Origin of the sequence: Rhizobium sp. Leaf311 (genome assembly GCF_001423445.1) — a bacterium.
In the GTDB taxonomy this organism is placed as follows: Bacteria; Pseudomonadota; Alphaproteobacteria; order Rhizobiales; family Rhizobiaceae; genus Agrobacterium.
This window is the reverse complement of the sequence record NZ_LMNZ01000004.1, coordinates 377,239-390,360: the sequence shown is the minus strand read 5'-3', so window position 1 is coordinate 390,360 and position 13,122 is coordinate 377,239. Positions and strand designations below refer to the sequence as shown.

17 protein-coding genes are annotated in these 13,122 nt (G+C 56.9%); 3 read left to right on the top strand and 14 right to left on the bottom strand.

Annotated elements, in window-relative coordinates; all coding sequences use genetic code 11:
• Window positions 1–140: 140 nt before the first annotated feature.
• Window positions 141–332 carry a CsbD family protein gene (locus ASF69_RS07605; protein WP_062586701.1) on the bottom strand — a complete coding sequence of 64 codons (192 nt, stop codon included), beginning with the start codon at window positions 330–332 and terminating at the stop codon, window positions 141–143.
• Window positions 333–422: 90 nt separating this feature from the next.
• A complete protein-coding gene (locus tag ASF69_RS07600; RefSeq protein ID WP_112964127.1) occupies window positions 423–1,028 on the bottom strand; it encodes a YqgE/AlgH family protein in 606 nt (201 codons plus the stop codon).
• Between the two features lie 158 nt (window positions 1,029–1,186).
• Between ASF69_RS07600 and ASF69_RS07595 the strand changes: the two genes are divergently transcribed.
• On the top strand, window positions 1,187–2,035 hold the full coding sequence (locus ASF69_RS07595) for a protein-disulfide reductase DsbD domain-containing protein (RefSeq protein ID WP_062586700.1): 849 nt from the start codon (window positions 1,187–1,189) through the stop codon (window positions 2,033–2,035).
• Window positions 2,036–2,114: 79 nt separating this feature from the next.
• Window positions 2,115–2,600, top strand: coding sequence for a peroxiredoxin (locus tag ASF69_RS07590; protein ID WP_062586699.1), 486 nt, complete (start codon window positions 2,115–2,117; stop codon window positions 2,598–2,600).
• A gap of 53 nt (window positions 2,601–2,653) precedes the next feature.
• Here the strand turns inward: ASF69_RS07590 and ASF69_RS07585 are convergent, their stop codons facing one another.
• From ASF69_RS07585 to coxB, 12 genes are all read right to left on the bottom strand, one after another.
• A complete protein-coding gene (locus tag ASF69_RS07585; protein WP_062586698.1) occupies window positions 2,654–2,962 on the bottom strand; it encodes a Dabb family protein in 309 nt (102 codons plus the stop codon).
• 146 nt (window positions 2,963–3,108) lie between these two features.
• Window positions 3,109–3,549, bottom strand: a complete 441-nt coding sequence (rnhA, locus tag ASF69_RS07580; RefSeq protein ID WP_062586697.1) for a ribonuclease HI — start codon at window positions 3,547–3,549, stop codon at window positions 3,109–3,111.
• On the bottom strand, window positions 3,546–4,514 hold the full coding sequence (locus tag ASF69_RS07575; RefSeq protein WP_062586696.1) for a homoserine kinase: 969 nt from the start codon (window positions 4,512–4,514) through the stop codon (window positions 3,546–3,548). The genes rnhA and ASF69_RS07575 overlap by 4 nt, the downstream gene beginning before the upstream one ends.
• A gap of 42 nt (window positions 4,515–4,556) precedes the next feature.
• Window positions 4,557–5,603, bottom strand: a complete 1,047-nt coding sequence (ispH, locus tag ASF69_RS07570; RefSeq protein ID WP_062586695.1) for a 4-hydroxy-3-methylbut-2-enyl diphosphate reductase — start codon at window positions 5,601–5,603, stop codon at window positions 4,557–4,559.
• 10 nt (window positions 5,604–5,613) lie between these two features.
• A complete protein-coding gene (locus ASF69_RS07565) occupies window positions 5,614–6,390 on the bottom strand; it encodes an SURF1 family protein (RefSeq protein ID WP_062586694.1) in 777 nt (258 codons plus the stop codon).
• Window positions 6,359–6,745 (bottom strand): DUF983 domain-containing protein, encoded by a 387-nt coding sequence (locus ASF69_RS07560; protein WP_062586693.1) that lies wholly within the window; start codon window positions 6,743–6,745, stop codon window positions 6,359–6,361. Before ASF69_RS07560 ends, ASF69_RS07565 begins: the two co-directional genes overlap by 32 nt.
• Before the next feature lie 74 nt (window positions 6,746–6,819).
• Window positions 6,820–7,695: a cytochrome c oxidase subunit 3 gene (locus ASF69_RS07555; RefSeq protein WP_062586692.1), complete on the bottom strand. Its 876-nt coding sequence runs from the start codon at window positions 7,693–7,695 to the stop codon at window positions 6,820–6,822.
• A gap of 103 nt (window positions 7,696–7,798) precedes the next feature.
• Window positions 7,799–8,401, bottom strand: a complete 603-nt coding sequence (locus ASF69_RS07550) for a cytochrome c oxidase assembly protein (RefSeq protein WP_062586691.1) — start codon at window positions 8,399–8,401, stop codon at window positions 7,799–7,801.
• A 24-nt stretch (window positions 8,402–8,425) separates the two neighbouring features.
• Entirely contained in the window at window positions 8,426–8,557 is a 132-nt protein-coding gene (locus ASF69_RS23740) for a hypothetical protein (protein ID WP_062586690.1), read from the bottom strand.
• Window positions 8,557–9,510, bottom strand: a complete 954-nt coding sequence (locus ASF69_RS07540) for a heme o synthase (RefSeq protein ID WP_062587217.1) — start codon at window positions 9,508–9,510, stop codon at window positions 8,557–8,559. Before ASF69_RS07540 ends, ASF69_RS23740 begins: the two co-directional genes overlap by 1 nt.
• A gap of 117 nt (window positions 9,511–9,627) precedes the next feature.
• Window positions 9,628–11,337: a cytochrome c oxidase subunit I gene (gene ctaD / locus ASF69_RS07535; RefSeq protein WP_062586689.1), complete on the bottom strand. Its 1,710-nt coding sequence runs from the start codon at window positions 11,335–11,337 to the stop codon at window positions 9,628–9,630.
• Window positions 11,338–11,354: 17 nt separating this feature from the next.
• Window positions 11,355–12,251 carry a cytochrome c oxidase subunit II gene (coxB, locus tag ASF69_RS07530; RefSeq protein ID WP_200939048.1) on the bottom strand — a complete coding sequence of 299 codons (897 nt, stop codon included), beginning with the start codon at window positions 12,249–12,251 and terminating at the stop codon, window positions 11,355–11,357.
• Between the two features lie 332 nt (window positions 12,252–12,583).
• On the opposite strand from coxB, the gene ASF69_RS07525 reads away from it, so the two are divergent.
• The gene (locus tag ASF69_RS07525) at window positions 12,584–13,102 is read left to right on the top strand and encodes an invasion associated locus B family protein (RefSeq protein ID WP_062587216.1); all 519 of its coding nucleotides are present in this window, start codon (window positions 12,584–12,586) and stop codon (window positions 13,100–13,102) included.
• Window positions 13,103–13,122: the final 20 nt, after the last annotated feature.

The following is a 13,122-nucleotide window of genomic DNA, read 5'->3' as shown; positions in this document are numbered from 1 at the left end:
GAAAACGCGCCGCGCCGAAACTCTTTGGTTCAGACAGAAATGGCGCCAATAAATTGTCGATTGGGACGGAAAAAAGCGCATGTGCTTTTTCGTAAACACATGCGCTCTTATTCAATTCGTTTGGCTGGGAAGCCGCAGGATTACATGCGGTCTACAGCGCCCTTGACGGCGTCTTTCGCATCGCCAACGGTCTTCTGGACCTTGCCCTTGGTTTCCTGAGCAGCGCCTTCGGCGCGCATACGGTCGTTGCCCGTTGCAGAACCAACGCCCTGCTTAACCTTGCCGGCAACTTCGTTCGCTGTACCAGCTACTTTATCGGATGTGCTACCCATGGTATTTCTCCCTAGATTATTGACCAGACATGGCGCTGGCAACCGAAGGAAAAACGTAACGACGCGGGTTTGGTTCCGTTCTTATTTATCTCACGCGTGCCCGGCCTCGGCAGACAACATGCGCGGATCTACGCCCATCAGCCCCAAAGCGCGCTCATACTTGTTGTCGAGCGTTCTGTCGAAAATCAATTCTTCCGATGCGGGGCAGTTGAGCCAGCCGTTGCTGGCAATCTCATTTTCGAGCTGACCGGGTCCCCAGCCCGCATAGCCCAGCAGCATGGTCGCCTTGTCTGGGCCACGCCCGCTGGAAATCGCCCGGACGATATCAAGCGTCGAGGTCAGCGAGATATCGTCGCTCACGGGTATGCTGGATTCACTGCTATAGTCATCCGAATGCAGCACGAAGCCCCTGCCGGATTCCACCGGTCCGCCGCACTGGATGGGAAACTCCCGCGTCCGGTTTGGGAGCATGATGGCGTCGTTGCGATCCATCATCTTGAGATGCAGCAACACATCGGTAAACGTGATCTGCTGCGACCGGTTGATGATGAAGCCCATGGCACCGGCATTGGAATGAGCGCAGATATAGACCACGGAACGCTCGAACGAGCCGCCCTCCAGTCCCGGCATCGCAATGAGAAAGTGGCCGTCCAGAAAGCCTCTTTCTTTTTTGTCCATGAGGGTTGAATAGGTCACTTGCGCCTCCGGTCTGCGGTACTCTGCAGCAAGCAGGTACGGCATCATGTTGGTCATTGGGCAAGGATGCGGCATAGACGCCAATCAATCAACCGAAAATGATGATTCAATTAAAATCGTAACTGGTCCGACAGTGCATGTTAGGCTAGACCGAAAATATGACATCCAAGCTTTCCACCTTCGCTCGTGCATCTGTCACCCCCATCGCTCTCCTTCTGGCGCTGGCAGGAACATCCACCCCGGCCAATGCCGACACGACCCCATGGGAACAAAGCGAAGGCGGGCGAATGCGCGTCATCAGCCTTCCCGCAGACCAGACCGGCCGGATAGATGCGGTTTTGCAGATAGAGCTGAAACCGGGCTGGATCACCTACTGGCGAGAACCCGGCGAAGCGGGCATTCCGCCAAAAATAACGCTTGAGCCTTCAAGCGGCGCAACGCTGACCTCCCTCTCCTTCCCCGTGCCGGACCTGATCGAGAACGGCGAGATGAAAGACATCGGCTATGACCGGTCCGTCAGCCTGCCCTTCGCGCTCCAGGCACAGCCGGGCTCTGACGAGGCCAATGCAAAATTGACGGCGTTCATCGGTGTATGCCTCAACATCTGCATTCCCTTCGAAGCCAGTTTCGACATCCGCAAGGATCATGGTCAATCCGCCAAGCCCGATGAGGTGGAAGCGATAGAGGCGGCAAAAGCGACCCTGCCGGAAGAAGCAACGGAAGACTTCAAGGTCCAGAACTTCCACATTACGCCTGACAAGACGCTTCTGGGCGTTGAATTGCGGCTGCCTGAAGATGCGCCGAAAGAAACCGAAATCTTCGTCGCCGGCCCCTCCGGCTACGCCTATTTCGAACCACAGAACATGGTGCGGGACAAACGCAAGTTAACCTTCTACATGAACATCAAAGGCCTGCCGAAAACCTATAACCCCAAGGGGCAGCGTTGGACAATTCTGGTCAAATCCGGCCAGAAAGTCATGGAAGCACCGCTGGACTTTCCGCAGTGACATTGGTTGGAAAATCTCTGGCAAGTTGATGATTTAATACTCTATAGTCGCGCCGGATCATTGCCACAGGAGCGAGATTATGACCATCAATATCGGCGATAAGCTGCCATCCGCGACATTCAAGGAAAAGACTGCAGACGGCCCGGTTGAAACAACGACCGACGCGCTGTTCAGCGGCAAGAAAGTCGTCGTCTTTGCCGTTCCGGGCGCATTCACGCCGACATGCACCCTCAACCACCTTCCCGGCTACCTCGAAAACCGTGACGCCATTCTCGCCCGCGGTGTTGACGATATCGCCGTAGTGGCCGTTAACGACTGGCACGTCATGGGTGCCTGGGCGCAGGCCACCGGTGGTCAGGGCAAGATTCATTTCCTGGCAGATTGGGATGCGTCGTTTACGAAGGCGCTGGGTCTGGATGCCGACCTATCCGCCGGTAGCCTCGGCGTACGCTCCAAGCGTTATTCCATGCTGGTGGAAGACGGTGTCGTGAAGTCGCTCAACATCGAGGAAAACCCTGGTCAGGCGACCGTTTCCTCCGCTGCGACCATGATTGAGCAACTGTGATTGTTGCGGTCCCCGGCCTTGCGCCGGGGACCATTTTCCAACGCCTTTTAAGTTCAGGCCGCCATATCAAAGACGAGCAAGCCGGCTGCTCCGCCGTCGGTCAGCCCGATCAGGCGCTCGCCGACTTCCATATGTTGCGGATGGGCGAGATATTCGTCTCGCGCCTCGACTGTTTCCAGCTTGACGATGAAGCCATCGAGAAACCCACCATTCAGGCCCTCTGACGAGACATTCTGTCCGTACTTGACCTCGATAATGCCTGGGATGACATCTTTCAGGTCAGCAATCGCCTCGAAGATGGCTTGTTTTTCGGACGTCGTGGCCGCCGATTTGAAGCGTATGAAAACGCAATGCAAGATCATGGATGTCCCTCTCATGCCTGATGATTTCAGGCTTTTTGTCGCGCCCGCTTCGGCAGTGCCTTGCGGACAAATCAGCTCTCTCAATTGGAGCCGGGGCAGAATAGGTCAGCGTCGTTTTCCCGCAACCCCATTAAAGCACCCGTCCATTACCGCCGTTTGAAGGGCTCCATGCCTTTTCGGGCAAGCTCGTCAGCACGTTCGTTTTCCGGATGCCCGGCATGGCCCTTCACCCAGTGCAGGGTAACCTTGTGGCGCTCGCGGGCAGTTTCCAGCGCCTGCCACAGTTCGACATTCTTGACCGGCTTGTTATCGGCAGTTTTCCAGCCCTTCTTCTTCCAGCCGAAAATCCACTTGGTGATGCCATCCTTTACATAGGCGCTATCGGTGTAGAGATCGACCTCGCAGGGCGCTTTCAGGGCGTTGAGCGACTGGATCGCCGCCATCAGCTCCATTCGGTTGTTGGTGGTCTCTGCCTCGCCGCCGCAAAGCTCTTTTTCCACATCGCCATAGCGCAGAACGGCACCCCAGCCTCCCGGCCCCGGATTGCCGGAACAGGCACCATCGGTGAAGATATCGACATGCTTCATTCTACCGACAGCCCATATTCGGCCACGTGACCGACAGCCCGGTGAAAACGCAATTTCCGCAGATATTCCAGCGGATCCTTCTTCACCACCAGCGCGCCCTCCGGCGTCGTCAACCAGTCGTAAAGCCGCGTCAGGAAAAAGCGAAGAGCAGAACCGCGCGCCAGAAGCGGCAAGGCATCAAGCTCGTCCGCGCTCATTGGACGAACGGACTGGTAGCCTTCCAGCAGCGCCTTGCCTTTGGTGACATTGTAAGACCCATCCTTCTCAAAGCACCAGGCGTTGAGGCATATGGACACGTCGTAGGAAAGGAAGTCGTTGCAGGCGAAATAAAAGTCGATCAGCCCAGACAGTTCGTCGCCCAGGAAAAACACATTGTCCTGGAAGAGATCGGCGTGAATGACGCCAGCAGGCAAGTGCTTTGGCCAATTTGCGGCCAGATGATCTAGATCGGCGCGGATTTCCTGCTGCAATCCTTTTTCAACTTCATCAGCCCGCGCTTCAGACTTGTCCCAAAGCGTCTTCCATCCTTCGACGGAGAGCGCATTGGGACGCTTGATTTCGAAACCTTCCCCGGCCAGATGCATGGCAGCGAGCGCCTTGCCCACTTCCCGGCAATGGCGTGCTTCCGGCTTGCGAAGCCACATGCCTTCGAGGAAGGAAATCAGTGCGGCGGGGCGACCCGAGAGTTCCCCCAGGAGTTCACCGTCATTGCGTGGCAGAGGCAGCGGGCACGAAAGACCCTTTGCGAACAGATGCTGCATCAGACCCAGAAAGAACGGCAGATCGGATTTCTCGACGCGCTTCTCATAGAGCGTGAGAATCAACGGATCCCTGGTGGTGTGCAAAAGAAAATTAGTGTTTTCGACGCCTTCGGCAATTCCCTTGTAGGACGTCAGCTCGCCAACATCGTACTGGCTGAGAAAGTCTTTCAGATCGTCTTCGCTGATATCCGTATAAACTGCCAATTTATGATCTCTTGCAGGCTGAGGGACTACGACGTCGAGCGATCAGACGCCGCTCGACGGTTTGGGTGGCAGGGCATCGCTGGCGCTGCCGTTGACGAACGCCATGTCCTGCGAGGTGAGCTCGATATCGCGCAGCTCACGATTGACGAGGAAATGCTCCGTTTCTTCCACGGTCACTGCCAGATCGAGTGTCGTTTCATAGCGTGACTTGAAGGCCTGGATGATCTCGTCAACAATGACTTCGGGTGCGGAAGCACCGGCAGACAGGCCCAATGTCTCGATATCGCCGATCATGTCCCATTCGATTTCGCTGGCGCGCTGCACCAGGACCGAACGTTTGGCACCCGCGCGCAAAGCAACCTCTACAAGTCGCTTGGAATTGGACGAATTGGGCGCTCCGACCACGATAAACAGGTCGCAACCCGGCGCGGCCTGCTTCACGGCATCCTGACGATTGGTGGTGGCATAGCAGATGCTGTCGGCGGCTGGCGCCTGCATAGCGGGGAAGCGTTCCTGTAACTTGGCAATAACGCCTGCCGTATCGTCAACCGACAATGTCGTCTGCGTCACGAAGCCGAGATTCTCCGCATCGACAGGCTCGTAGCGCCCAGCATCCTCGATCGTTTCGATGAGCGAGACAGTGCCTTCCGGCAACTGTCCCATGGTGCCGATAACCTCGGGGTGACCGGCATGACCGATGAGAATGACATGGCGACCTAGGCGCTGGTGTCGCATGGCCTGCTTATGGACCTTCGACACGAGCGGACAGGTGGCATCGAGATAGAAGAGATTGCGCGCCTGCGCATCTTCCGGCACGGATTTTGGAACGCCATGGGCGGAAAAGACAACCGGTTGCTGGCGGTGCTCGGCGGGAATCTCGTTCAGTTCCTCGACGAAAATCGCGCCCTTGGCTTCCAGTCCCTCAACGACATAGCGATTGTGAACAATCTCGTGCCGTACATAGACGGGGGCGCCATAGGCTTTGAGAGCCAGAACAACGATTTGAATGGCGCGGTCCACGCCTGCGCAGAAGCCTCGCGGGCCGCAAAGCCTGATCGTCAGAGGCGGTTTGGAAACGGCAATATTCATTCCTTCTCCTTCAGCCTCCCGTTTTTCTTGAGCCCCGGACATAGGCAAAACCGACCACGATGACAAGGGCGAGTGCCAGTCCGTACCACGTTATCGCGTATTGAAGGTGATTATTCGGCAGATCAATCAGCGTTACACCACCCTTGGGCCAGCCGCCGGGGTTGGGCGCATCATTGGCATCGACGAAAAATGGCACGAGTTCGGACGGTGCTATGTTCGCCTGGCTGGCCATGGCCGACCAGTCTTTCCAATAATAGATATTCTTGCCCAGATCGTTTTCCGGCAGCAGGCTGGACGGTTTGGCGGCAAGGCGCGCCCGCGTCAGACCTTCTACCGAGACAACACCGGCAACTTCGCCCTCCGCCCGCTTTGACGCTTCTTTCATCTCATAGGGGACAAAGCCGCGATTGACGAAAATATTGCGACCATCTGTGAGGCGCATCGGCGTGTAGATGTAATAGCCGGTCTGACCCTGAAAGGTCGCAAAAAAATGCTGCTCCTTGCCATGGTCATATGTGCCGGAAACCACGATTTTTCGGTACTCAATATCTCCACCGGATGCATTCAGCCGTTCGATGTCTTCAAGGCTCGACGGTGCTGCATGAATGCGCTGCTGGATATCGGCCAGCAAGGCCTCCTTCCAGAACATGCGCTGGACCTGCCATGTGCCGAGCGCAACAAGAATGATCAGGGCCATCAGCACAAGAGGCGCTGCAAACCACAAACCCCTGTGCGATGGTTTGGAAATGGCACTGTCAACCACGATCGATCCTGCCTTCACTTGCATTATTGCGATACTGCAGGGCGATCATGATGCCCTTCATTTTCTTTAGCAGAACAAGAGACAGGATAATGGCCGTCGGAATCCAGATCAAGGCGTGCAGCCAGACCGGTGGCGCAAAGCGTGCGTCGAACCACAGGGCAAGACCGATGATCAAGAAACCGACGATGAGCATGACGAAGACCGCTGGCCCTTCTCCCGCATCGGCAAAGGCGTAATCGAGGCCGCAGGCGCTGCATTTCGGCTTCAGCTTGAGAAAGCCTTCAAAAAGGCGACCATGGCCGCAACGCGGGCAGCAGCCCCGCAGGCCGACCTTCACCGGATCAACCGGCGGATAGAGCCCCTCGTCTTCCTGCGTCATCATATCCTCCCCATGTGGTCGCAGAAAAGCAAAGGGCGGCACGTGCCGCCCTTTGTTTCATTGATCGCGTTATCTCAGTGTGCCAGTGGCGCGCCCCAGCCGCCCCAGACATAGATTGCGAAGAACAGGAACAGCCATACCACGTCAACGAAGTGCCAGTACCAGGCTGCAGCTTCGAAGCCGAAGTGCTGCTTGGCGGTAAAATCACCGGCAATGGCGCGGAAGAGGCAAACCAGCAGGAAGATGGTGCCCACGAAGACGTGGAAGCCATGGAAACCCGTGGACATGAAGAACGTCGCGCCATAGATCGAATTCTTGAAGTCGAACGGCGCGTGCATGTATTCATAAACCTGCACGAAGGAGAAGAAGGCACCCAGCGCAACCGTCAGCGCAAGGCCGCTGATCAGACCCTTGCGGTCATTGTGCAGAAGGGCATGGTGCGCCCAGGTAACGCACGTCCCTGACAAAAGCAGGATGACGGTGTTATAAAGCGGCAGGTGCCATGGATCGAGAACTTCGACGCCCTTGGGCGGCCACTGCCCACCGGTGAATTCGACCCGCGCAGCCTGAATGGCTTCGTGCGGATAAAGGCTTGCATCGAAATAGGCCCAGAACCATGCCACGAAGAACATGACTTCCGAAGCGATGAACATGATCATGCCGTAGCGCAGATGAAGCGACACGACGCGGGTGTGATGTCCCTCGTGGCCTTCTTTTACCGTGTCGGCCCACCAGGCGTACATGGTGTAAAGCACGATCGCCAGACCCACGAAGAACAGCCACGGATGCGCCCATTCCAACCCAAACAGCTTGAAGGAACTGCCGTTGAGATAACGGATGTAGCAGATGCCGCCAAAGGCAAGAAAGAATGCACCCACCGATGCCAGTAGCGGCCATGGGCTGGGGTCTATGATATGGTAGTCATGTTTCTTCTGATGTACGTCTGCCATGTGATCGATCCCCGCAGGCTCTTCCCTAGTCTCATTCGATGCTGTGACCCTTGATCAGGGCCACGCTATGCAGCGCGACCTTTAAAGGCCGCACCTCCCTCTCTCAAAGTTTCGTTTCGTCACGTTCAGTCTTTACCGGCAAGGACGCAACCGGTTTTTCCGTCTTGGACGGATAAAATGTGTAGGACAGCGTCAAAGTATGGATGCCCTTGGTTTCCCGAGCCTTTACGATCTCCGGATCGATAAAGAACACGACGGGCATTTCGAGCGTTTCGCCCGGCTGCAACGTCGTCTCGGTAAAGCAGAAGCACTGTACCTTGTTGAAATAGGCCCCTGCTTCCATGGGCGTGACGTTGAATACGGCGCTACCGGTCGTAGCGACAGGCGAACGATTTGTTGCCTTGAACGTCACCTGAATGGTCTCGCCGATCTTCGGCTCAACCTGTCTGTCCACCGGGCGAAAATCCCAGTTGAGACCCGTCGATGTGTTGGCGTCGAAAGTGACCTTCATCCGCTTGTCGAGGATGACGTCCGAATATTGCTCGACGCGCTGGGTGGTGCCGTTATAGCCGGTGACCTGGCAGAACAGGCGGTAAAGCGGCACAGAGGCATAAGCCATGCCGACCATGCCGCAGACAAATACCGTGCATAGAACGAGAATGGAGCTGTTGCTCGTCCTCTTCGTCCTCGTCTCGGTTCCGGCCATGTCTCCTCCTCCCACGTTCCGGCTTTAAAAGCCGCCGATTTTGATAATGGTTATGATGTAGAACAACACGACCAGGGCGGCGAGCAGAACGCCGAGCGCGATATTGCGACCGCGCCGCGAACGTTTCTGTGCATCATTCAGCTTGATGGTTTCCATTACGCTGCTCCCGGAATGAGCGTCATGAATGACGGTGCAACGTGGTCTGCCAACAAGGCGGAGAAGATTGCAAAGAGGTAGAAGACGGAATAGGCGAACATTTTTTTCGCCTGCATCATCCGCTCGTCTCCATCGGGCATACGCCGGACGGAGATGGAACAGTAGATGAATATGGCGCTGAGGACGGCGGCAAATATGCCATATCCCGCACCGGCGAGACCTGTGAAGTAAGGCGCTACGGCCACGATTGCGGTGACCACGGCATAGGCGATCATCTGGTTCTTGGTCGAGCGCTCGCCGGCGACATTCGGCATCATGGGGATGCCAACGGAGCCGTAGTCGCGCATCTTGAAGAGAGCCAGGGCCCAGAAATGCGCTGGCGTCCACATGAAGATGATGAGGAACAGGATCGTGCTGTCGAGCGATACATCGCCCGTGACGCAAGCCCAGCCCAGCATGGGCGGAAACGCGCCTGCCGCACCGCCAATGACGATGTTCTGCGGCGTCGAACGCTTCAGCCACATGGTGTAGACGACGGCGTAGAAAAAAATGGTGAAGGCCAGAAGACCGGCCGCAAACCAGTTGACCGCAAGACCGAGAATGGCAACGGAAAAGACCGACAGCGTCAGGCCAAAGGCCAGCGCTTCGCCCGGCGCGACGCGGCCGGAGGGTATAGGGCGCTTTGCAGTGCGTGTCATGACCGCATCGATATCCGCGTCATACCACATGTTGAGAGCGCCCGAAGCGCCCGCACCTACGGCGATACAGAGGATGGCGACGACGGCCAGTATCGGATTGATGCTGCCCGGTGCCAGCACCAGACCGGCAAAACCGGTGAAGACCACCAGCGACATGACGCGGGGCTTCAGCAGTTCGAAATAATCGCGCGCACCCGCCTCAGACAGCACAAGGCCATCCATTTCCAGCGTGTCGCGATTGTCGATTACGGTCATTTTTCCTGCCTTCATGGGGAAACGCCGCGCATTCCTGCGGCGCTCCTTTATGTTTTATCCAAGCGTGAAACTGACATTTATCATGTTCAGATCATATACACGCCTAGACAAAATGCCTCAGCGGATACGGGGAAGCTGTTCCCACTGGTGGTATGGCGGCGGAGAAGACAGCTGCCATTCCAGCGTGGTTGCACCTTCACCCCATGGATTGTCGCCAGCCACACGCTTCTTGGCGAAGGCTTCCCAGACGCCGAAGAGGAAGATGAGGACAGCAACAGCCGAGATGTAGGAACCGTAGGACGAGACCATGTTCCAGCCCGCATAGGCATCCGGGTAGTCGATATAGCGACGTGGCATACCGGCAAGACCGAGGAAGTGCTGCGGGAAGAAGATGAGGTTCACGCCGAAGAACATGACCCAGAAATGCAGGTTTCCGATTGCCTGGCTGTACATGTAGCCGGTGATCTTCGGGAACCAGTAGTACCAGCCAGCAAAGATCGCAAACACGGCACCGAGCGACAGAACGTAGTGGAAGTGAGCCACGACGTAATAGGTGTCATGCAGGGAGCGGTCGAGACCGGCATTGGCAAGCTGTACGCCGGTGACGCCACCGACCGTGAACAAGAAGATGAAGCCGATGGCCCAGATCATAGGCGTCGTAAAGGTGAGCGAGCCACCCCACATCGTCGCGATCCAGGAGAAGATCTTGATGCCCGTGGGCACCGCAATCACCATGGTTGCGAAGACGAAGTAGCGCTGCGCTTCGAGCGAAAGGCCAACCGTATACATGTGGTGCGCCCAGACGATGAAGCCGACGGCACCGATGGCGACCATGGCATAAGCCATTCCGAGGTAACCGAAGATCGGCTTTCTGGAGAAGGTCGACACGATGTGGCTGATGATGCCGAAGCCGGGCAGGATCAGAATGTAGACTTCCGGGTGACCGAAGAACCAGAACAGGTGCTGATACAGGATCGGGTCGCCGCCGCCTTCAGGTGCGAAGAAGGTGGTGCCGAAGTTACGGTCCGTCAGAAGCATGGTGATGCCACCAGCCAGAACCGGAAGCGAAAGCAGCAGAAGGAAGGCGGTGACGAGAACCGACCATGCAAAGAGCGGCATCTTGTGCAGCGTCATGCCCGGTGCGCGCATGTTGAGAATGGTGGTGATGAAGTTGATCGCGCCGAGAATGGACGACACACCGGCAATATGCAGCGCAAAGATCGCAAGATCCACCGCAGGCCCGGGCATACCGCTGGTCGAGAGCGGCGGATACATCGTCCAGCCCCCGCCAACACCGTAGGCACCCGCAGGGCCTTCAACAAAAAGCGACAGGAGAAGCAGGATGAAGGCCGGAACAATCAGCCAGAAGGAAATGTTGTTCAGACGCGGGAACGCCATGTCCGGCGCACCGATCATGATCGGCACCATCCAGTTGGCGAAACCGCCAATCATGGCAGGCATGACCATGAAGAAGATCATGATCAGCGCATGTGCCGTCGTGAACACGTTGTACATGTGCTTGCCACCGTCGATGGCAGCATCACCCTGAACACCGTAGACCATGGCAGCGAGGCCATGGAAAATCTGAATGCCCGGCTCCTGCAGCTCCATACGCATGACGACCGACAGGCCGCCACCGATGATACCGGCGATGATCGCGAAGATCAGATAGAGCGTGCCGATGTCCTTGTGGTTCGTCGAGAGAAACCAGCGTTGGAAGAAGGTCGGCGTGTGCGCATGGTGCGCATGGTCATCGTGATGCGCTTCGCGTCCATGGGTGTGGCCGTTGTGCGAGTGATGATCGTCGTGTGTGGAATGTCCAGCCATTGTCCTCACTCCTTACCTTACTTGGCTTCGTTTTCAGCAACCTGAACGGAGCGCGGCGCACCATCCACAGAAGCCATGAGCGCCCGGTTGGCACCGCTAAGATCGGCAGCGGCGGCATCGTGCCAGGTTTTGTATTGCTCTTCGGAAACCACACGTATGGCGATTGGCATGAAGGCGTGATCCTTGCCGCAAAGCTCGGAACACTGACCGTAATATAGACCTTCCTTCTCAGGCTTGAACCATGTTTCGTTCAAACGGCCAGGCACGGCATCGATCTTGACACCGAATGCAGGCATGGCGAAGGCGTGAATGACGTCGGTTGGGGCGGCGGTGACGAGAAGACGGACCGTCTTGCCAACAGGCACGACCATCTCGTTGTCGACAGCCAGAAGGCGGGGATAGCGTGCCTTGTCGTCCTTGCCTGCGGCTGCGCGATCGGCATCCTTCAGCATGTAGCTGTCGAATGCCAGAGGCTCAGCACCTTCAGCAGCAGCATATTCGTAGTTCCACTGCCACTGCGTCGCGGTTGCCTTCAAGGTCAGGTCCGGATTTTCAGGCTGCGTCAGCTGCGCATTCAAAAGGTTGAAGGACGGAAACGCCAGGAACATCAGGATCAGGACGGGAGCGAGCGTCCAGACAATCTCGATGGCCGTGTTGTGGCTTGTCTTTGACGGCACCGGATTGGCACGGGCGCGGAACTTGACCCCGACGATGATCAAGAGAACCAGCACGAACAGCGTGACCGGAACGATAAACCAGAGCGTATATTGTTCGAACCAGCGTATCTCGTGCATGATGGGCGTTGCCGCCTCCTGCAATCCCATCTGCCACTCTTTCGGCTGATCGGCGCTTGCGCCGGCAGCCGTGAGCAGACAGATACTGCCCATCAAGCTTGCGTATATCCTGTTAGTCACGGTACCTCTCCCTCACGCGTTTGATCATGATCAATCTCAAACGCAGAATCCATGCTTATAGAGTAGACTTCAAATCATAGTTTGTCCTTCGCCGCAATATCGCCTTGGTTGGCAACCCGTGCATTTTTAACGGTAGAAGCCTGCGCGTGTTAAATGCGCCGATGCCAAGGCTGCTGGCGCCTCGGCAATGTCGTTCTGATGCTGATCCGACCATGTTGCGTATCATCAAGTCCTATTTTGGCCGCACTCCCTTGGAATTGAGGGTCGTGGCCCTTCCCTTTCCCGAAGGGGAAGTCAAAATGGCCGCACTGATTCGAATTCCAGAGGTATCCATGCGTCTGTCCCCGATTGCGCGCGCTTTTCTCGTCGCCGCCGGTCTTTCCATCGCCGTTCCCGCCGTGGGCATTGCCCAGCAGCCACCGGGAACGCCAAAATCGACGCATGGCGCCTGGTCTGTCATTTGCGACAAACCAGCTGGCGCATCCGAAGAACAATGTGCGCTGATGCAGAACGTGATTGCGGATGACCGTCCCGAGGTTGGTCTCTCCGTCGTCATTCTCAAGACTGCTGACCGCAAGTCCCGCATCCTTCGCATCCTCGCGCCTCTTGGCGTGCTGCTCAAGGACGGGATGGAACTCTACATCGACAACAACAATATCGGCCGCGCCTATTTCACGCGCTGCTTTTCCGAAGGCTGCTACGTGGAAGTCGATATTGATGACGAGCTGCTGAAGGTGCTTCGGGCTGGCAAGAATGCCGTCTTTGCCCTGCGTGAGTCGGTCGATCAGGACCGTGTCGGGATCCCCATCGAGCTGCGCGGCTTTGCCGAAGGCTACGACGCCCTGCCCTGATCTTGCGTGGGCACGCGCCA